This is a genomic window from Pseudobacteroides cellulosolvens ATCC 35603 = DSM 2933 (assembly GCF_001262605.1).
GTDB classification, from domain to species: Bacteria; Bacillota; Clostridia; order Acetivibrionales; family DSM-2933; genus Pseudobacteroides; species Pseudobacteroides cellulosolvens.
Window position 1 is genome coordinate 69,399 of the sequence record NZ_LGTC01000001.1, and the last position, 18,231, is coordinate 87,629.

General features: G+C 37.5%; 25 protein-coding genes. All 25 read left to right on the forward strand.

Features of this window, described 5'->3' with window-relative positions; all coding sequences use genetic code 11:
• The first annotated feature begins 78 nt into the window (after window positions 1–78).
• The 25 genes from Bccel_RS00330 to Bccel_RS00435 all read left to right on the forward strand — a co-directional run bounded on the left by Bccel_RS00330 (window position 79) and on the right by Bccel_RS00435 (window position 18,208).
• A complete protein-coding gene (locus Bccel_RS00330; protein WP_050752933.1) occupies window positions 79–2,094 on the forward strand; it encodes a hypothetical protein in 2,016 nt (671 codons plus the stop codon).
• 32 nt (window positions 2,095–2,126) lie between these two features.
• Window positions 2,127–2,258 carry a hypothetical protein gene (locus Bccel_RS31935; protein ID WP_276326138.1) on the forward strand — a complete coding sequence of 44 codons (132 nt, stop codon included), beginning with the start codon at window positions 2,127–2,129 and terminating at the stop codon, window positions 2,256–2,258.
• A 27-nt stretch (window positions 2,259–2,285) separates the two neighbouring features.
• The gene (locus Bccel_RS29995) at window positions 2,286–2,429 is read left to right on the forward strand and encodes a hypothetical protein (protein ID WP_154673447.1); all 144 of its coding nucleotides are present in this window, start codon (window positions 2,286–2,288) and stop codon (window positions 2,427–2,429) included.
• Window positions 2,430–2,477: 48 nt separating this feature from the next.
• Entirely contained in the window at window positions 2,478–2,663 is a 186-nt protein-coding gene (locus Bccel_RS00335; RefSeq protein WP_036939374.1) for a hypothetical protein, read from the forward strand.
• A 131-nt stretch (window positions 2,664–2,794) separates the two neighbouring features.
• Entirely contained in the window at window positions 2,795–3,682 is an 888-nt protein-coding gene (locus tag Bccel_RS00340) for a recombination directionality factor (protein ID WP_050752934.1), read from the forward strand.
• Window positions 3,679–4,137, forward strand: a complete 459-nt coding sequence (locus tag Bccel_RS00345; protein WP_036939376.1) for a hypothetical protein — start codon at window positions 3,679–3,681, stop codon at window positions 4,135–4,137. Before Bccel_RS00340 ends, Bccel_RS00345 begins: the two co-directional genes overlap by 4 nt.
• 3 nt (window positions 4,138–4,140) lie before the next feature.
• The gene (locus tag Bccel_RS00350; RefSeq protein WP_036939378.1) at window positions 4,141–4,374 is read left to right on the forward strand and encodes a hypothetical protein; all 234 of its coding nucleotides are present in this window, start codon (window positions 4,141–4,143) and stop codon (window positions 4,372–4,374) included.
• 3 nt (window positions 4,375–4,377) lie between these two features.
• A complete protein-coding gene (locus tag Bccel_RS00355; protein WP_036939381.1) occupies window positions 4,378–5,844 on the forward strand; it encodes a DEAD/DEAH box helicase in 1,467 nt (488 codons plus the stop codon).
• Window positions 5,845–5,847: 3 nt separating this feature from the next.
• Entirely contained in the window at window positions 5,848–6,261 is a 414-nt protein-coding gene (locus tag Bccel_RS00360; protein WP_036939383.1) for a single-stranded DNA-binding protein, read from the forward strand.
• Window positions 6,262–6,274: 13 nt separating this feature from the next.
• Window positions 6,275–6,541 carry a hypothetical protein gene (locus Bccel_RS00365; protein WP_036939385.1) on the forward strand — a complete coding sequence of 89 codons (267 nt, stop codon included), beginning with the start codon at window positions 6,275–6,277 and terminating at the stop codon, window positions 6,539–6,541.
• A 10-nt stretch (window positions 6,542–6,551) separates the two neighbouring features.
• Complete coding sequence (locus Bccel_RS00370; protein ID WP_036939387.1) at window positions 6,552–8,927, forward strand: phage/plasmid primase, P4 family; 2,376 nt, start codon at window positions 6,552–6,554, stop codon at window positions 8,925–8,927.
• Between the two features lie 361 nt (window positions 8,928–9,288).
• Entirely contained in the window at window positions 9,289–9,504 is a 216-nt protein-coding gene (locus Bccel_RS00375) for a hypothetical protein (RefSeq protein ID WP_050752935.1), read from the forward strand.
• A 13-nt stretch (window positions 9,505–9,517) separates the two neighbouring features.
• Window positions 9,518–9,925 carry an RNA polymerase sigma factor sigma-70 region 4 domain-containing protein gene (locus Bccel_RS00380; RefSeq protein ID WP_050752936.1) on the forward strand — a complete coding sequence of 136 codons (408 nt, stop codon included), beginning with the start codon at window positions 9,518–9,520 and terminating at the stop codon, window positions 9,923–9,925.
• A 14-nt stretch (window positions 9,926–9,939) separates the two neighbouring features.
• Window positions 9,940–10,191 (forward strand): hypothetical protein, encoded by a 252-nt coding sequence (locus Bccel_RS00385; protein ID WP_036939395.1) that lies wholly within the window; start codon window positions 9,940–9,942, stop codon window positions 10,189–10,191.
• A 156-nt stretch (window positions 10,192–10,347) separates the two neighbouring features.
• Window positions 10,348–10,602 (forward strand): hypothetical protein, encoded by a 255-nt coding sequence (locus tag Bccel_RS00390; protein WP_036939397.1) that lies wholly within the window; start codon window positions 10,348–10,350, stop codon window positions 10,600–10,602.
• A 95-nt stretch (window positions 10,603–10,697) separates the two neighbouring features.
• Entirely contained in the window at window positions 10,698–10,856 is a 159-nt protein-coding gene (locus Bccel_RS30000; protein WP_154673448.1) for a hypothetical protein, read from the forward strand.
• 4 nt (window positions 10,857–10,860) lie between these two features.
• On the forward strand, window positions 10,861–11,061 hold the full coding sequence (locus Bccel_RS00395; RefSeq protein WP_036939400.1) for a hypothetical protein: 201 nt from the start codon (window positions 10,861–10,863) through the stop codon (window positions 11,059–11,061).
• Window positions 11,062–11,104: 43 nt separating this feature from the next.
• Complete coding sequence (locus tag Bccel_RS00400; RefSeq protein ID WP_242853093.1) at window positions 11,105–11,329, forward strand: HNH endonuclease signature motif containing protein; 225 nt, start codon at window positions 11,105–11,107, stop codon at window positions 11,327–11,329.
• Window positions 11,330–11,670: 341 nt separating this feature from the next.
• Window positions 11,671–12,423, forward strand: a complete 753-nt coding sequence (locus Bccel_RS00405; protein WP_036939406.1) for a hypothetical protein — start codon at window positions 11,671–11,673, stop codon at window positions 12,421–12,423.
• Complete coding sequence (locus Bccel_RS00410; protein ID WP_036939408.1) at window positions 12,392–12,622, forward strand: hypothetical protein; 231 nt, start codon at window positions 12,392–12,394, stop codon at window positions 12,620–12,622. Before Bccel_RS00405 ends, Bccel_RS00410 begins: the two co-directional genes overlap by 32 nt.
• A gap of 252 nt (window positions 12,623–12,874) precedes the next feature.
• Window positions 12,875–13,270 carry a P27 family phage terminase small subunit gene (locus tag Bccel_RS00415; protein ID WP_050752937.1) on the forward strand — a complete coding sequence of 132 codons (396 nt, stop codon included), beginning with the start codon at window positions 12,875–12,877 and terminating at the stop codon, window positions 13,268–13,270.
• A gap of 22 nt (window positions 13,271–13,292) precedes the next feature.
• Window positions 13,293–15,014, forward strand: a complete 1,722-nt coding sequence (locus Bccel_RS00420; RefSeq protein ID WP_050754021.1) for a terminase large subunit — start codon at window positions 13,293–13,295, stop codon at window positions 15,012–15,014.
• Complete coding sequence (locus tag Bccel_RS00425; RefSeq protein ID WP_036939414.1) at window positions 15,014–16,213, forward strand: phage portal protein; 1,200 nt, start codon at window positions 15,014–15,016, stop codon at window positions 16,211–16,213. The genes Bccel_RS00420 and Bccel_RS00425 overlap by 1 nt, the downstream gene beginning before the upstream one ends.
• Window positions 16,203–16,781, forward strand: coding sequence for an HK97 family phage prohead protease (locus tag Bccel_RS00430; protein WP_322786998.1), 579 nt, complete (start codon window positions 16,203–16,205; stop codon window positions 16,779–16,781). Before Bccel_RS00425 ends, Bccel_RS00430 begins: the two co-directional genes overlap by 11 nt.
• Window positions 16,739–18,208 carry a phage major capsid protein gene (locus tag Bccel_RS00435; RefSeq protein WP_242853094.1) on the forward strand — a complete coding sequence of 490 codons (1,470 nt, stop codon included), beginning with the start codon at window positions 16,739–16,741 and terminating at the stop codon, window positions 18,206–18,208. The genes Bccel_RS00430 and Bccel_RS00435 overlap by 43 nt, the downstream gene beginning before the upstream one ends.
• Window positions 18,209–18,231: the final 23 nt, after the last annotated feature.

The following is an 18,231-nucleotide window of genomic DNA, read 5'->3' on the forward strand; positions in this document are numbered from 1 at the left end:
CTTCAGATCATCAGACACCTCCGCTTAAGAAGGTTTTACCAGAGAGGATGAATTTGCACAGGAAAGGAGGACAACCAGTTGAAAACTACTTACTACACTAAATGCGGTAAAGTTGCATTTGAAAAGAATAGTACTTCTGTGGTAACACGCTTTGAAGATGTAAATGAGCATTGTGGGCAATGTCCATTTATCCAGCATACCAATACAACTAGGAAGGGCGAAGAAGTCCACATTACATATTGTCAGGCTGGCAGCAAGAAGCCAAATCACAAGACAGAATATCATACATGTAGTGAAAATGATTCAACAACACTTGATATCATAAGCCTTGACTGGGAGTTACTCAAGGAAATTTATGAATATGCTACCAGCGTAGCCGGATGTACAGCAACAGCAGAGTCTTTCAAAAATGCATTTCATGCAACTGATAAAGCAGATTGCAGGAAAAGCCTACCTATATATTTTGAAAATAATAAAAAAGGCAAAGCAGCAAAGAAGACAATCATTGATAAGTATTTCAAAAAAACTGAATCAGATCCAGAGATCACATGTAAAGAATGCAAATCCTTTATACCGGATAAAGCATTTTCTAAAATTGGTAAATGTGAGGCAAAACATTCAATAGTTGAAATAATTCAGGCAGACAAATGTGGGAAATTTGAACCAATAAGGGAGGAGGTTAAAGAAGTGAATTGTAAAAAAGATAAATGTAGTTTTAACAATGGGGAAGGAGCGTGTGGCTTTGATGACAACGATGCAAATAATGCAATGTTTGCCCAATTGGCTCAGGAAGCAATCAAGCTTGGATGCAAAAACGCTAAGCTAAAGAAAGCCTTTCATGATCAGCCATGCATAATACAAGATGCTCCAGAGGATAAGTTTAAAGAAGAATCTGTTGATACATCTAATTTTGATAGTGAACATGTGGAACAAAACATTCCTGATACTATAAATGAAGTGTCCAACAATGTCCAAACCTTTGACTATTCCAGTGTTGATAATGATACTGCAGCTTTCCTTCAGGATAAAGCAAACAGGATTACTGAAATAAGAATCAAATCGGTTATTGCTATCGGTAAGGAGCTCAAAGAAGCTCAGGAAAAGCTTGCAAATAATAAGACGGGAACATTTCAGTCATGGGTTGAAAGTCTGGGAATTACTCCTAAAACCGCATATAACTATATAAATGGTTTTGATTATATTGTGAAAAATTTTCACAATATAGAAGATGCACAAAACATTCAACCATCTTTATTATTTGCCATATCAAAGCCTTCCTCACCAGTAGAGCTTCAAGAAAAGGTGCTTGACGGTACCGTTAAAACTCATAAGGAATACAAAGAACTTGAAGCACAATTAAAGGCTGCTAATGAACTAGCTGAAACATATAAAGCTAATTGGGAAAATGAGCGTTCTGAAAATGATGAATTAGAAGATAAGCTTTACCAAAAGAAAGAAAAGATTGATAAGTACATAAAAGAAGTCGAACTTTTAAAATCCCAATTATCCGAAGCAAAAGCATCTGGCAATGACGAGGAAGTCCACATGCTACGGGAGGAGCTGGAAGAAGCAGAGAAAAAAATATCTGACCTGGAGCAACAGCTCAAAGATACACCTATCGAAGTTCCAGCAGTTCAAGAAGTTATTCCAGATCATGTCCAACAGGAGCTGCAGCAGCTCAGGAACAATAATCAAAAAAATGCAGATTACAACCTGGTAAGCAATTTAATGGCTGGATTCAATGCCCTTCACTTTGGACAACTCCAAAATTACGCAGTTGTGCTTAGATCAAATAACAGCCGAATGGGAATTGACCGAGTTAAGGAAATGATTAAGGATTTTCGCATGAAGATTGAAAGCCTTGATGATTATCTTGATGAAGAGTCTGACCCATCTTTAAATTATCTTGAAGATACTGATCAAATAAGCATTGATAATTATGGGCATAGCTTTTGTTCTATGTGCCAGCACACGGATCCTGACCAGGTAAGTGATGAGGACCTTGATAATAACAAAGTTTATTGCTTAATTTCCTGCACATCTGTGGGCATGGACGATAAGGCTTGCAGTAATTTTGAACAAATTAATTTTTAAAACTATAACACACACGAAAGGAGATAGATCAAATGTTAAAGTGCGTTGAATGCGGTAAACCAACATGGAATTTGACTCAAATATATTGTGAATGTGGAGGTTTGGTAGAAGTAATACCTCAAAAGAAAAAGCCGGTTGCAAATCCAAAAACTAAAAAGAAATAAGTCAGGAAGGACTAAAGGTGATGAACTATGAAACAGCTACTATTTTGGATGTTGTTAATGTTAGTTGGAGGAGTATTAGAAAACTGTAGAGCAGATGCGGCAAGAACATATAGAGAATCAAGGCAGCCTTTAATAAAGAAAAACCCGGCCAACGAGGACCAGGGCAATTAAAAAAATACTTATCAAATCAAATATATCACGAAAAGGGGGCTTTTGACAATGGGTTTAATAGTTGGCGATCAAGTAGTAATGCATACATGCCTTGAAGCAGAAAAATATAAAAACAAAATATGGACAGTCAGAACGGATCCTTGGAAGTTAGAAGGCCATACAGAGGTTGTTATGTTGGAAGGTTATAGCGGATGTTTTGCGACAGAGTTTTTAACGAAATTGGATGACCCTTGAATTGATAGGGTCATCAATAGACAATGGGTGGACTCATTTGAGGATCGAAGGTGGTGGTGATTATCAATAGGCCACAGAATATCCCCGAATGTTAACTTCTTCAAAACACTCAAAGAATTGGAGGGAGATAAATGCCAATCAAAGGAATCTCAGACAAAAGAAGAATTCCAAGAGACGGAAAAATCAAACTTGGAACAAAGAAAGTAAGTCAAAGAACCGGTAAGGAATATCCGGTTCAGACCGATTACTTGGTAGTCCCTGATCCTATTAAGGAACTTTATGGGGAAAGGCCTAAAGAAATAGACATCATGTTTGCTTCAGATGATGAAGAGCAGATATTTCCACAGTATTACAAGTGTTATGGGGCCACAGGCTTAAAATGCAAAGGTGATGGAATTACAGCCATGGTTATGGCCCAGGGCGAACTTATACATAAAGATTGCACTCCGGAGGATGAGAGGTGCAGGAAGGAAGGATGCAAGCCAGTCGCAACATTAAAAGTATTACTTCCTAAAATCCCAGGCTTTGGAGTATGGGAGATAAACACAAGCAGCTGGAATAGCATTGTTAATCTAAACAGCTGCATAGAGACAATTAAGACAATGACCAACGGCCGGATATCATTTATTCCTTTAAAGCTTAAGTACGAACCCCATACCGGGCAGATCTACGATAAAAAGACAGATAAGCACATTAAAAAGGAAGTATATGTTTTATCTATCACTGTTGATGAAACTATTGAAAGCTTTTATAAGCGTTATAGACTTCCTTCACCGGAGGAAATTCCAGAGTTGGCACACATGCTTGAAGTAAATAAGAAATTCCAAATGATGCTTGAATCAAAAAATAAAGTTGAAAAGCCTGATGCATGTGCTGAGTGTGGGAATGAAATTGTTTCAACAGAAAGATCAACAGCGGACCAGCTTATTGATTATAGTGTTAAACATTATGGCTGCGAATTGTGCGAGGCCTGCTTGATGAAACGATACCAGGGGGAGAATGGAGGGGCTGCACAATGAGTTTTTCGCAGAAAGATAAGCAAGAGCGTGGTGCCAAAGGTGAGGCAGATATAACTGCCTCCCTGAAAAAAGCAAACCTCTGGAATCATAAATTTATTAATGCTGGTTACGGTACCGTATTTGATAAGTTGGTTATTCCTCCAGGTGGTGGATATGCTTTAGAAATTAAGGTAAGAGAAAAGCCAAACATTGCGTACAACAAAGGCAGCATAACCCTAAATGAGAGGAAAGGGTTAACTAAATTTATGAATCAAGTCGGACAGGACCATGCTTTTATATTGGGGATCTGGAAAACTAAAGAGTTTGAGAGAGCTTTCTTGATTCCCTGGTACATGGTTAAAGATGAGGTTTGTTCCGGGATAAGAGGCAGCATAAATATGCTGGATTATCCTGAGGTTTATAAGAAAGACGGAGTTTGGGACCTTTATTGGTTTGCAAAGACGAAGGAGGCTTAGTAAATGTCATTGTGCAAGGATTGTAAAGCAAAAATCAACTGGATATTGGGCGAATCAGGAAATTCAATACCAGTTGATACAGAAGAGATATGTATCATGCCAGACAACGAAGGTCATGTGGTTATAGTTAAGTTAGACGGCCAAGTTGTTAAAGGAAACTTGACAATGAAGGGAAGCCCTGGGAGCGTAATCGGTTACACAAACCATTATGATACTTGCCGAGCTTCCAGGAGGTGAATCATGAAGGTAACTATTGATAGCGTTCTTAGGATGAAAGAAGTTCCTCCAGATATACTGGAAAAAATCAAATCGGAGCTTACTTTGAAAAATCCTCAATACATAAAAAAGAAGCAACTTGGATTGCCTGTCTGGAATGAGCCAGAATTAATAAAACTATGGAATGAAGTGGATATTGATAATCAAAAAATATACACATTGCCAAGGGGTTATTATGCTAGGCTTTGGGAAATTGCCAGTACCAGGATGAAAATTTTTGACGAGAGAGTTGGATTTGCTAACCATATTGAATTTACATCAAAGCCAAACCTCAGAGATTATCAAAAGCCAGCAATAGACAGAGCTTTTAACTGGCAGCAAGGGACAATAATAATGCCATGTGGAGCCGGCAAGACTGAAACAGCATTGGGAGTTGTTACAGAGCTGAAGCAGCCAACCTTATGGATAACCCACACAATGGACTTACTCAAACAAAGTATGGACAGAGCAATAGAACGCTGCGGCTTAACCGGTGACCAAATAGGAGTTATCCAAGGGAAAAAATTTAAAGTAGGATCCCATATAACATTCGCAACCGTTCAGACATTAGCCAAAAGAGACTTAAAAGAAATACACAACATATTTGGCTGTATTGTTATTGATGAATGCCATCTTACTTTTAAAGACCAGGTAAAGGCAAGATTATTTGAATCGGTTATATCTCAATTTCCTGCTTTTTATCGCATCGGTATTACTGCATCAGAAAATAGAAGTGATGGGCTGATTGAAACGATGTTTCATGTAATAGGGCCAAAGATTTACGAAGTGAAACAGGAAACACTTAATGAGCTTGGAAATGTTGTGGTGCCTAGGGTTGAATTTATTGATACATATTTTATATATAATCCAGATCAGGAGTCTGACGGCGAAGAAAAAAAGGATGAGGATCCCGATGATAAAGAAAAGACTCTGCTTAATGTCAAACAAATGGTTTGTGAAATGAAGATGGACCCAGAAAGAAATGATCTTATAATGAGCTACCTCAGGAAATGCACAAATCAGGATTTTGTAATAGTTCTTGGGGATAGTCTGGAGCAGCTTGAAACACTTAGGAACATAGTTCACAGTGATGCAACACCTTCGGCCTTCGTTTGTGGAGAGACTCCAAAAAAGAAACGTGAAAAAATTATGGAGGATATGAGAAACGGCAAGTATACATATTTATTTGCAACATACCAACTGGCCAAATTGGGATTAGACATACCTCGGTTAAATAAGTTGTTTCTTATCACTCCAAAGAAGGATAAAACCAGCATACAGCAAGGTGTCGGAAGAATAATGAGAATGTGGGAAGGTAAAGAAACACCGGTTGTATATGATTTCTTTGATTACCAGGTCAAACAGTGTGTTTATTGGGCAAAAGAAAGACGGAAAGTTTACAAGAATTTAGGATGCCAGATATTTGGCGGTCCAAAGATAAGGGGGATTTAATATATGAATAAGGTTACTTTGATGGGGAGATTGGTTAGGGATCCTGAGCTTAGGTATACAACAGTAAATAATGTACCGGTTTGCAGCTTCACCCTTGCGGTTGATAAATATGTTAAGCAGGGAGAGGAAAAACAAGCTGATTTCATCCCATGTATAGCATGGCAAAAGTTAGCTGAAACAATTAGTAATTACCTTGAGAAAGGCAGAAGAATTGTTATTCATGGAAGGATCCAAACAAGGTCATGGGATGACAATGAGGGTAAAAAACACTGGGTTACTGAGGTTGTTGCTGATGAAATGCATTTTGCAGATGATAAAAAGAAAGGCGATAACCAGTCCCAATATCAGGGACAACCCCAGAGCGGAGATAATCCTCCCTGGATGAATAGTGATGAAGACTTAGACCTTCCATTTTAAGGGGTGATTACCTATGAAAATAGATATTAATACGCGTTTTGGAATTGAAATTATTGTGAATAAAGATGAAAAGCAAAAAATGCTTAATGACTTTATTGGAGTTTATAAAAAAGCAGTTCCGTTTTTAAAGTGGTATAAGGATCCTGCAAGAACTAAGGCCGAAAAAGACAAGTATAGGCAGCAAAATAAAAATGCAACCTGGTCAATTACTTGGGCATATAAGATTTTAAAAATTGCAGGATATACAGATGATGAATTAAAGAAACAATTAAAAGTTTAGGATGTTGCGTATGTCATTTAATAATATACCTAGTGAGTTAAAGCAACTGAATAGATGGGTTTGCTGGAGGATAGAAGAGAGAAACGGTAAACCCACCAAAGTTCCTAAAAACCCTATTACAGGAAATAACGCTATGTCAAGTAATCCAAGTACCTGGTCAAGTTTTTCAACAGCTATAGCAGCTGTTCAAAAATTTGGCTTTCTTGGTATAGGGTTTATGTTTAACGGTGACGGGCTTGTTGGGGTTGATATAGATCACTGTTTGGATCCTGATACCGGGATACTGAATGATACAGCTAGAGACATAATAACGACCATGGACAGTTACACGGAATATAGCCAAAGTGGTGAAGGTATTCATATTATCTGCAGAGGAAAGCTTCCGGAAGGTAAAAAACGCAAAGGACCTGTTGAAATGTACGAAACCCTCAGGTTTTTTGTCATGACTGGAAAGATTCTTGATGATGCCCATACCGACATTGAGGAAAGAACAGAGCAGCTGCAACAAGTTCATAAAACTTATCTCTTTACTGAGGAAAAGAAAAAGCCGGCTGCAGCTCCTGTGGAAATTAACCTGTCAGATGATGAACTTATACGAAAAGCCTCCGATGCTAAAAACGGCAGGCTTTTTAAGTCACTTTTTGATGGAGATTGGAAGGGCTTATATAATAGCCAATCCGAGGCTGATATGGCATTGTGTAACATGTTGGCATTTTGGGGCGGTAATGATTATAACACCATAGACAGGATGTTCCGCAGATCTGGGTTATTCCGTGATAAGTGGGATGAAAGACATGGGCCTGATACATATGGAAATATGACTATAGCCGAGGCGATTTCCAAGTCTAGCAAAGTGTATACTCCAAGGGAAAACAAAAAGCCGGCTGTAGCTCCTGAACCTCCCCAAATAGATACCGGTATTGATTATTTGGTTAATCAAGAAGAGTCACTTCCTGACTGGATAACAGGTCCTTATAATGACATGTGGAATGCGGAAAGGCTTGCAAGCAAGTATGGGAAGATACTCAAATATAATAACAATATGGGCTGGTTAATCTGGAAGGGGAAGTATTGGGAAGAGGATAGACAAGCACGAATAAGGATTCTTGCTGATGAGGCAATTAAAGACCTTTATCAATTTCAGGATCAGGTTATTAGAAAATATGGATTTGAGTCTAAACAAAATAAAAGCTTCTATGACTGGTTATGCAAGAGCCGGAATACTGGAAGAAAAGACAATATGATCAAAGAAACTCAAAACTGGGAGGGGATTTGTATGTTACCTGAAAAATTTAACAGTAATATATGGCTGCTTAATTGCAGAAATGGGACTGTGGACCTTAAGACTGGCCGTATTTATGCCCACAGCAAGGACGATCTTATTACAAAGATGATAGACATAAATTATGATAGCAAAGCAAAGGCTCCGACCTGGGATAAGTTTATGGACAGGATTTTTGATGGAAACAAAGCACTTATATCATTCCTGCAGCGTTCAATAGGTTACAGCCTAACCGGCAGCATAAAGGAGCAGTGCATATTTATCCTTCATGGAGTAGGAAAAAACGGAAAGAGTACATTTCTGGACACAATCAGGGCAATGATTGGAGGAGGTTACTCCAAGAATGCCAATTCATCTGTATTTATGAAAAGTCAAGGACAACAAAACCTGGAGGAAGTTGCACGGCTCCAGGGAGCAAGATTTGTTACAACGACAGAACCGGAGGAAGGGGAGAAACTTGCTGAAAGTTTTATCAAACAGGCAACCGGAGGCGAACCATTGACAGCAAGGCACTTGTACAAATCATCATTTGAGTACGTTCCTGAATTTAAGGTCTGGATGGGTACCAATCACAAGCCGAAAATTTCAGGATCCGACCTTGGTATTTGGCGAAGGATTAGGCTGGTACCATTCTCGGTAATTATACCGGAGGAAGAACGGGATCCTGACTTAGTTGATAAACTTAAGAATGAATTGCCTGGGATCCTGAATTGGGCAATTGAAGGTTGCCGGCTCTGGCAGGAATCAGGATTGAAGGAACCTAAGGAAGTTCTGGCAGCAACATCGGAATATAGAGGTGAAATGGACTCACTGCAAGTTTTCCTTGATGAATGTACAGAAAAAGTTGAGGGAAAGACAACTAAATCCGGGGAGCTTTATACTGTATATGAAAAGTGGTGTACCATCAATGGCGAATATCAATTAAGCTCCACTAAATTCTCCTTAAAGCTGAAGGAAAGAGGAATTAATAAGGGAAGAACAAGGACAATGCGTACATGGGAAGATATACAGCTTTCACCAACAGGAAGAAGGATGCTTTATGGAGGAACAGATAAAGAAGAACATTATGAACAGACTTCATTGCCTTGGGAAGAATTAAAATAATTATGTTAACATAAACATATGTTTTGTTTTGGTGTTGAAAGTTAGAAAAACCTATGTTAAAAATTATGTTAACTTAAACAGTGATATATTATAGGTGTAAAAATGAGTAAATAAATGGTACAAACTGGACTGACTTGTCATGCTTTTTGAAACCTGACACGCCTTACATACTCTAAGCTTTAATATACTTTTTGTGACAAGTTTATTTACTTTACTATAACTTTTTCAAAAATAAAAAAAATTATAGAAAAGTTATATGAAATCGAAAAAACCTGTCATCAAAACCCATTCAAATATAGATAGCTGTAAGGTGTGTCAGGTTTAAAATGTGTGACAGAATTAAAAAATGGAGATGATAACCATGGATAAGTATTTTGTTATAAAAAAAGATGAACTTTCAAGATATACGCATCGATTTTCAAGGGAAGCGGTTGAAACAGCAGCTAAGTTGATTGAGTTGTCAAGAAATGAAAAAGGTAAAAAGCCTAACTCATATATAGTTATTAACCGAGACGAACCCTATGCGGATCAGGTTATTGAAATTATGAAACAGCATGGCCATGATATTAACGATTGATTGGAGGTGCAGGATGAACAAAGAAGAATTATTAAAAATATCTGCAATACAACGTGAAATCGAAATAATTAAAATACAGATTAGCAGTGCAGATTACAGGTATACAGCTGATAGTGTTAGAGGATCTGAAAATGTGTTTCCGTATGTTGAAAGATCATTTTCTGTTAAGGGCTATGATTACGATTCTTACTATGCAAAACTGAATCGATTGCAAAGTAAACTTAAAAGAAAACTTGAAGAGCTTATGGATGAGCGTGACAAAGTCTTGGAGTACATTGAGACTGTACCCGATAGCATTATGAGGCAGATATTAATGCTTAAGTATATAAATGGCATGACATGGGAGCAGATCGGTATGAAAATTGGGTATTCTGCAAGATCTGTAAGACGTAAACATACATGGTTCTTTACTAAAAATTGAAAGGATGATATTTAATGAAAATATGGGAAGTTAAAATGCCAGTAGCAGGATATGTAAAATTAGAGATTGAAGCAGACGATTATCAAGAGGCCATACAAAAAGCATGGAATAAAATGAGTGATACAAGCAATGACGAATTTATGGAGCATGTTGAAACATTGAGCGTTTTGGACAAATTAGCAGATAGTGATAGTAAGATTTTATCAGATGAGGTTGAGGTTTATAAAATTGAAACACATTGCATTGAAGATCCTGACAATTTTTAAAAAGTTGGCCACCCATGGCCACTTTAAATATGTTATATTAGTATTGTCAGAAGTATGACAAAATGAATAATACCTTTTAAAAACACACAAGCAGAAAACCGCTTTAGAACAGAGACTAAGGCGGTTTTTTATTTTATCAGAAAGGAGGCAATTACAATGGTTAGATGTAAAGTAACAATTGGACCTAAAACTGAGTACGTAGCAGGCATGGTTAAGATTACAGCAACTCCAAAATCAGGTGATCCTGTGTATGGTAAGTATACCCCATCTGGCTCTGTTACTTTAGACATGGTTAAAGAAGCTGCTGATCAACTAATAGTTGGTAAAGAATATTTCTTGGATTTCAATGAAGTACCAGCAGTGACTCAGGAAGTAAAGCCTGAAGCAACATGCCAGAATACATGTAAATAGTTTTATATTGTTTTGTACAATATTTAGTGTAGATTTAACAGGCATCCTGAGTGCAATCAGGGTGCTTTTTAAGTTTATACGATGGGTGATTTATTATGGAAGACATGGTTAAAGAAGCAAACAAAGTTGTAAGCAGATATGCAGCAGATCAAATACTGATTAAGCAATGGTTTAAAAATGTATTGGGCTTTCTGGTACTTGAGATTGTTGTAACATTGGTCGTTATTAGTGCAGTAACGTTGATAAGGATGTGATTATATGATTACGAGATTTAAATTTATTCGTGAAAGTGAATTTGAGGCTTTCGAAAGAAAGCTATGGGAAGTAGTAAAAGAGGCGGATAAAGCGGGGTATGAGGTTGATATAAAATATCAGATGGCTCCAGTTGGAACAACACTTATTTATACAGCAATAGTCATTGGTAGAGGTGAGACATATGAACCTATACAAGACACCTAAATGGATCCGTAAAAGGATTGTAATTCTTAAGCGTGATGAGTACATGTGCAGAGAATGCAAGCGATATGGTAAGACTACTGCTGCAACAACAGTACACCATGTCATACCAGTCGAGAAGGATCTTAAGCTAGCCTTTGTAAATAACAACTTGCTAAGCTTATGTGCTTCGTGCCATGATGCAATGCATGACAGGATAACAAACGAGTTAACAGCACTCGGATCACTGTGGGTTACTAGGCTGGGGTTATCCCCCCACCTTGAAAAATAATTGGCACACGCCTACAGACCGGAGGGTGCCGCCTTTTCCAACTCTGAAGAAATTTTAGAAAAAGGGGGGAACAAATAGAGTAATCCTTCTACAAGGACTTTTTATTTCAGAGTTACTATTGTTGAATCAGATTAGTTTATATGGTAATATTGAATTGTAAAAATATTACTGGATGGATACTTATTTAAATAAGGAAGAACGGCATTTCCATAAACGACGCTTGTCAGAAATGCAAAGTTAGGCAAAAGATGGTGCAGTTAATATATATGTGCCGTCCATGGGTGCGAAAAAAGATTTTGGATATGTTTTTATAGTATTTATAAGTAAAGGCTGTGATTTTTATGGAAGATGTTATTAAAGAAAAAATCGATGAATTAATTTATAATTTAGGTTCGCTTTTTAGTGAGTTATTATCTGCTAAAACATTATATGATATTGGAAGAGTGAATATAGATAGCATTTCAAATGATATTTGTATTTCTCCAATTGTAGGTCCAGATTTACAAATTGAACCTATTCATATTTCAGTAGTTAAAAAATACAAAGAAAAATATCCTCACTTTATTTTTGAGGTTTATCACGGTAAAGTGGTTCAATTATTAAATAATCTTTTAGATGATATATTTGAGCAGTTAGTTAAATTTCATTTCTCTGGACAAAGGGTCTTTTCCGAATTAAAAAAGCAAGATGTAAAAATTGATTTTGCTACAGATACTGATCATAATATACAAATTAAAGATAATTTGCAGAAAGATTATTCTTTTAAAGACTTTACAGAAAGAGTAAGAATAATAAATAAAGTCCTTAATCCAAGCAATAACGGAAATACTGAGTTGGATAATGTTAAAATGAATGTAATTCTTCGTAATACTGTTCAGCATAGAAATAATATATTGGATGAATATATTTTTAGTAAATTGGGACGCTCAGAGATTCATTTACAAAATGATCAAGGTGAAAAAGTATCTTATAAAAAGGGGGATCAAATCAGTATATCTATTCCTGATATACATTTATTCATTAGATCTTTATTATTAATTATTCAGATATGGAGGAAGGGAAATGAGCAATTATTCACTGGAAGTGGTTTCTGAACCTAAACCTGGCACAGCTACAGTCTTTGTTCATACAAAGAAAGGTAAGTATTCTTTTATACAAGGTTATGGAAATGACAATTATCAATGTGGTGTATGTAAAAATATCCTTGCGGAGAAAGTTGATAGAGGACAAATTACTAGCATAGTATTCAAATGTCCTAACTGTGATAGTTTCAATGTATTAAAAGGAACCTAAAAATGAGGCACAGACGTTCGTGTCTGTTTGGCTATGTGGCACATACTTCGCATAATGCCTTGGAGCCATTGCGATATTGGGCAAAGCATTTAGAACTTTCTTAGGAGTATCGCCTCTCAGAGTTTTTGGTTCAATATCAAGTTTACCTATTAAATTACCTAATACTTAACCAAGTACTAGTTTACAAACATACGAACATTGGAGAAAATATAGGAGTAGAAAGCAAAAGATACCTTATAGGAGGGGGAACAGATGGAAGCGTCGAATAGCTTAAAGCTCATTCATGAAGATAAATTTTCTGAAATATTTTCTCAGACTGTTGAGGACATGAAAAAGCTTGGAACTTACAAACAAGAATTTTCCCCCGCAATTACCAGGTATGCAGAAATGCGATTGCAGTTTGAAATATTAATGTCCCAATGGTATTCGGAAGGGTGTAAAATTACTGAGAAATACACAAACAAAGCTGGAGCTACAAATAACAGAAAAACAGCATTATACCAGTCGATTGAAACATTGAGAAAAGAAATAACAGATTTAGAAAATATCTTTGGCCTAACTCCTGCGGGACTGAAGAAAATTAAAAATTCTGGGCTTGATGATAAAAAAACAAGTCTATTGGCAGAGGCATTAAAGAGTCTTGAATAAATTTAAAAACTTTGACATTGTAATGAAATATGCTAACGATATTGTAAGCGGGAGAAAAGTTGCATGTAAGAATCAAATTCTTTGTTGTAAAAGGTTTTTGAAGGACTTAGAAAATCCGGAATATGAATTCAATCCCAAAAATGCTGAGTTCGTTATTGGAATAATTGAAAAGACATTTTGTCACCAACAAGGCGAGAAACTTGACGGAACACCGTTAAGAGGAACGCCTTTTTTATTGGAACCGTTTCATAAGTTTATAGTATATAACCTTGTGGGCTTTTACCATAAAGGCACTGATATTGTAAGATTTCATGAGGCCCTTATTTATATACCTCGAAAGAATATTAAAACTTCTTTTGCTGGTGCTCTAGCATATGCTCTTGGTTTACTGTACCGGAAAAGCGGATCCAAGATATATATAACTGCTGCTGCATTAGCTCAGACCTTGGAAAGTTTTAATTTTATAAAATACAACATTGTAAGGATGGGCGAAGAGGATAGCTTCAGGATTATTGATAATAACAATGAGCATTCAATAAGCACTGAGTTTGAGGACGGGTTATTTTTTGTTAGGGCATTGGCAGCCAACCCAGATGCCCAGGATTCATTTAACTGCAATATTGCAATTGCAGATGAGATACATGCTTTCAAAAAACCTAAACAATACAATTTGTTCAAGGAGGCAATGAAAGCATATACAAATAAACTGATGATTGGTATAACTACTGCTGGCGATGATATGAACAGCTTTTGTTATCATCGCTTGACATATTGTAAGAAGGTCCTCAATGGTACTGTTAAAGACGAGCAGTATTTTATTTTTATCTGTGAAGCTGATCCGGATGAGAGTGGGGATATTGATTATACAAATCCTATAGTACATGAAATGGCCAATCCTGCTTATGGTGTATCAATAAGGCCAAATGAGATACTTAATGATTCGCTTCAGGCTCAGAATGATCCGCAGCAGAGAAAAGACTTTTATGCAAAGTCTCTCAATGTTTATACTTCAGCACTTAAAGCTTATTTTGATTTATATGAATTCCAAGTAAGCAACCATGAAGCAGAAAAAGCACTTGGAATTGATCCATTATGGCCTCTGCAGAAAAAGATTGAGTTTGTGAGAAAGTTGTTAATATCATTTTATGGAGGATCCGACCTGTCCAAGTTGCACGATCTAACAGCCGGATCCTTGTATGGCAGTTACAAAGACATTGATATTATATTGCCTCACTGCTGGTTTCCGATTGTTGCAGCTCATAGAAAAGCGGATGAGGATAATATCCCGCTATTCGGTTGGAAGGATGATGGCTGGTTAACAATGAGTAATTATCCAACTGTTAACCATGCAGAAATAATTAACTGGTATAAAGACCTGAAAAAGCAGGGCTTTAAAATAAAGCAGATTGGCCATGATAGAAAGTTTTGTCGTGAATATTTTATCGGTATGCAGGCAGCTGGATTTAAGATAGTTGACCAGCCTCAATACTTTTATAAAAAGTCTGAGGGCTTCCGGAGGATTGAGAAAAAAGCCAAAAACAAACAGCTGTATTACTTTGGTGCTGAGCCTTTTGAGTATTGTGTCCAGAATGTCCTGGCGATTGAAAAGACTGATGACATGATACAGTATGAAAAGGTTGAAGAAAAAAGCCGTATAGATGTATTTGATGCGGCTGTTTTTGCATGTGTAAGAATGTTAGAAGATTTAGAGCGAAGTCAAAATGCAAAGGGGTGGCTTGATTAATGAGTAAAAACAAAAAGCTTAATAACAACACAAGGGATGCACCGCAAAAGAGAAATTTTGTTGGTCTGTGTACTATGGATGCTTACAACATACTTACTACTTCGGGGTATACGAGGTTATCTAATTGCCCTGAAGTAAAAATGTGTGTGGACATATACGCTGATCTTATTAGCAGTATGACTCTGTATCTTATGCAGAATACGGATAAAGAGGGAGACATAAGGGTTAAAAATGCATTATCCAGAAAGCTTGACATTGAACCTAATAACCTTATGACACGTAAAGCTTGGATGTATAACATAGTATGGACAATGATGCTTGAGGGTAATGGAAATCAAGTTACATATGTTAGGTATTCTCCAGATGGCTATATAGAAAACCTTGAACCACTAAAACCTTCACAGGTTTGTTTCGAAGATATACCAGGAGGATATCAAATAAGATACGGTGGTGTTACATTCAGTCCCGACGAGGTTTTGCACTTTGCTATCAATCCAGATCCTGAAAAGCCCTGGATAGGTACTGGATATAAAACAGTGTTGAAGGATGTTGTAAAAGGATTGAAGCAGGCAAGTACAACAAAGCAAGCTCTAATGGAAAGTCCCAGTCCATCAATAATTGTTAAGGTTGACGGTCTTACAGAAGAGTTTTCAAGCAAAGAGGGAAGAAAAAAACTTTCTGAACAGTACCTTGATGCAAGCGAAAATGGCCGACCTTGGTTTATACCAGCAGATATGTTTCAAGTGAACCAGGTTAAGCCTCTTACACTTAATGATTTGGCTATAAGCTCAAATTTGGAAATAGACAAAAGGACGGTTGCCGGTATATTCGGAGTACCGCCTTTTTTAGTTGGTGTGGGTGACTTCAACGCTGAAGAATATAACAACTTCATAGGCTCAAAGATTTTGGGGAAAGCCAAGGTAATTGAGCAGGAGCTTACAAGAAAGCTTTTGTATGCTCCAGATCTATACTGGCGATTCAATCCTAGGAGCTTATACTCATACAGCTTACCCGACATTGTTTCTGCCGGCTCCGCTATGGTTGATAGGATGGCCATGAGGCGTAATGAGTGGCGTGATTGGATTGGAATGTCTCCTGATCCTGAAATGGATAAGTTACTGGCATTAGAAAATTATTTGCCGGCTGACAGATTGGGGGATCAGAAAAAATTAAATGGGGGAGGTGGTGATGATGAATAGAGGCGTAAGGCAAGCCCGAAGCCAAGCGACTCAGTTTAGGGCAGCTGAGGATAACGGAGAGAAGTATATTGAAGGTTATTTTTCCGTGTTTGGATCCACATATGAACTTTGGCCAGGAGCAACAGAGAGCATTGACACTCATGCATTTGACGGTGCACTGAACGATGATATAAGGGCCTTGATCGATCATGAAACAAGATTGGTCCTTGGCCGTAATAAATCCGGTACCCTTGAATTGAAAGTTGACTCAAGAGGGTTATGGGGAAAGATCAGGCTCAATCAAAATGATACCGATGCGATGAATTTATATGCCCGTGTGGAAAGAGGGGATGTAGACCAATGCTCTTTTGGGTTCGACATTCTGGAAGAGGACACAGAGTACCGTGATGATGGATCCGTTCACTGGACCATTAAAAAAGTAAAGTTGTATGAGGTAAGTTGTGTAACCTTCCCAGCATACAAGGACACTTCAATTTCCGCAAGAAAGCAGGATTTTGAAGCAATTAAAAAACGAAAGACTGATGAATGGAAAAAGAGGATGAAAGAGAGGTTGAAGAAAGAATGTTAAAACAATTGATATTAACCAGGAAGCTTAATGAGCTTAGAAAAAAGCTTGATGCACTCAGGACCAAAGATGCTGATTTTGAGACACGAAAAGCAGCTATGAAAAAGAGAGAGGAAGAACTGGAAGCTGCAATAAACGAGATCACAGATGAAACTCCTAAAGAGGATCAGGAAGTAGTTGATCAGTCTGTAACAGAGTTTGAAAATGATAAGACAGCTCTTGAGACAGAGGAGGGCGAGCATGATAAAGCAAAGAAGGACCTTGAGAAGGAGATCCAGGACCTCCAAAAAGAACTCGATGAGGTCAACAGCAGAGCAGCAGATCCAGACAAAAATAAAAGGCAGGACTACAAAAACGATGAGCAAAGAAAGGACAGTGAAAAGTATATGAGAAATAGAAATATTTTTGGCGAAAACCTTAGAAGCGTTGTCACTCAGGATGATGTAAAAGACTTTTTACAGCGTACCAGGGATTTAAGGGGACAGAAAAGAGCAGTAACAGGAGCTGAGCTTACAATCCCTATAGTAATGCTGGACCTGTTAAGAGATAACCTTCACAGGTATAGCAAATTGATAACAAAAGTAAGACTTAAACCAGTTAAAGGTAAGGCTCGTCAGAATGTAGCCGGAACAATTCCTGAGGGTATATGGACTGAGGCTATTGGAAAACTCAATGAATTAGCCCTTGATTTCAGCCAGATTGAAGTTGACGGTTATAAAGTTGGTGGATATATTCCGATTCCAAATTCAACTCTTGAGGATAGTGACTTAAATCTTGCCAGTGAAATCATGGATGCCCTTGGTCAGGCCATTGGTTTAGCAGTAGATAAGGCAATATTATATGGTACCGGCACAAAAATGCCTTTAGGTATTGCAAAAAGATTAGCACAGACTGCCAAACCAGCGGATTGGGATGCTGATGCACCTGATTGGGTAGATCTACACTTAACTAACTTGATTAAGATTGATACAACAGATTTGGTTGCAGAGGAATTCTTCGCAGCTTTGCTTCTTAAGCTTGGTGTTGCAAAACCAAATTACAGCGATGGCAAAAGTTTCTGGTGCATGAATAGAAAAACAAGAATGAAGATACTTTCAAATGCACTTACAATCAATGCTGCTGGGGCTATTGTGGCAGGAGTAAATGGTACAATGCCAATAGAAGGCGGAGAAATTGTAGAACTTGATTTCATACCTGATGGGGATATAATCGGAGGTTTTGGGTCTCTATACTTGCTGGCAGAAAGGGAAGGGTCACAATTGGCCGTATCTGAACATGTGAAGTTCATCGAGGATCAAACAGTATTCAAAGGTACTGCAAGATATGACGGAGCTCCCGCAAAAGGCGAAGGATTTGTGATTATCAACATTGATAATGCAGCACCTACAACGGCGGTTACATTTGCAGCTGATACAGCAAATGCAGGCTAATAACTTCCTATACATGAAAGGAG

Bases quoted from the DNA above. Each gene is read 5' to 3' on its own strand.
- Bccel_RS00380 (WP_050752936.1), top strand. From the start codon at position 9,518: ATGAACAAAGAAGAATTATTAAAAATATCTGCAATACAACGTGAAATC.
- Bccel_RS29995 (WP_154673447.1), top strand. From the start codon at position 2,286: ATGAAACAGCTACTATTTTGGATGTTGTTAATGTTAGTTGGAGGAGTA.
- Bccel_RS00425 (WP_036939414.1), top strand. From the start codon at position 15,014: ATGAGTAAAAACAAAAAGCTTAATAACAACACAAGGGATGCACCGCAA.
- Bccel_RS00385 (WP_036939395.1), top strand. From the start codon at position 9,940: ATGAAAATATGGGAAGTTAAAATGCCAGTAGCAGGATATGTAAAATTA.
- Bccel_RS00420 (WP_050754021.1), top strand. From the start codon at position 13,293: ATGAAATATGCTAACGATATTGTAAGCGGGAGAAAAGTTGCATGTAAG.
- Bccel_RS00370 (WP_036939387.1), top strand. From the start codon at position 6,552: ATGTCATTTAATAATATACCTAGTGAGTTAAAGCAACTGAATAGATGG.
- Bccel_RS00430 (WP_322786998.1), top strand. From the start codon at position 16,203: ATGATGAATAGAGGCGTAAGGCAAGCCCGAAGCCAAGCGACTCAGTTT.
- Bccel_RS31935 (WP_276326138.1), top strand. From the start codon at position 2,127: ATGTTAAAGTGCGTTGAATGCGGTAAACCAACATGGAATTTGACTCAA.
- Bccel_RS00400 (WP_242853093.1), top strand. From the start codon at position 11,105: ATGTGCAGAGAATGCAAGCGATATGGTAAGACTACTGCTGCAACAACA.
- Bccel_RS00335 (WP_036939374.1), top strand. From the start codon at position 2,478: ATGGGTTTAATAGTTGGCGATCAAGTAGTAATGCATACATGCCTTGAA.
- Bccel_RS00365 (WP_036939385.1), top strand. From the start codon at position 6,275: ATGAAAATAGATATTAATACGCGTTTTGGAATTGAAATTATTGTGAAT.
- Bccel_RS00375 (WP_050752935.1), top strand. From the start codon at position 9,289: ATGGATAAGTATTTTGTTATAAAAAAAGATGAACTTTCAAGATATACG.
- Bccel_RS00350 (WP_036939378.1), top strand. From the start codon at position 4,141: ATGTCATTGTGCAAGGATTGTAAAGCAAAAATCAACTGGATATTGGGC.
- Bccel_RS00355 (WP_036939381.1), top strand. From the start codon at position 4,378: ATGAAGGTAACTATTGATAGCGTTCTTAGGATGAAAGAAGTTCCTCCA.
- Bccel_RS00395 (WP_036939400.1), top strand. From the start codon at position 10,861: ATGATTACGAGATTTAAATTTATTCGTGAAAGTGAATTTGAGGCTTTC.
- Bccel_RS00345 (WP_036939376.1), top strand. From the start codon at position 3,679: ATGAGTTTTTCGCAGAAAGATAAGCAAGAGCGTGGTGCCAAAGGTGAG.
- Bccel_RS00360 (WP_036939383.1), top strand. From the start codon at position 5,848: ATGAATAAGGTTACTTTGATGGGGAGATTGGTTAGGGATCCTGAGCTT.
- Bccel_RS00340 (WP_050752934.1), top strand. From the start codon at position 2,795: ATGCCAATCAAAGGAATCTCAGACAAAAGAAGAATTCCAAGAGACGGA.
- Bccel_RS00410 (WP_036939408.1), top strand. From the start codon at position 12,392: ATGAGCAATTATTCACTGGAAGTGGTTTCTGAACCTAAACCTGGCACA.
- Bccel_RS00415 (WP_050752937.1), top strand. From the start codon at position 12,875: ATGGAAGCGTCGAATAGCTTAAAGCTCATTCATGAAGATAAATTTTCT.
- Bccel_RS00435 (WP_242853094.1), top strand. From the start codon at position 16,739: ATGGAAAAAGAGGATGAAAGAGAGGTTGAAGAAAGAATGTTAAAACAA.
- Bccel_RS00405 (WP_036939406.1), top strand. From the start codon at position 11,671: ATGGAAGATGTTATTAAAGAAAAAATCGATGAATTAATTTATAATTTA.
- Bccel_RS00390 (WP_036939397.1), top strand. From the start codon at position 10,348: ATGGTTAGATGTAAAGTAACAATTGGACCTAAAACTGAGTACGTAGCA.
- Bccel_RS30000 (WP_154673448.1), top strand. From the start codon at position 10,698: ATGGAAGACATGGTTAAAGAAGCAAACAAAGTTGTAAGCAGATATGCA.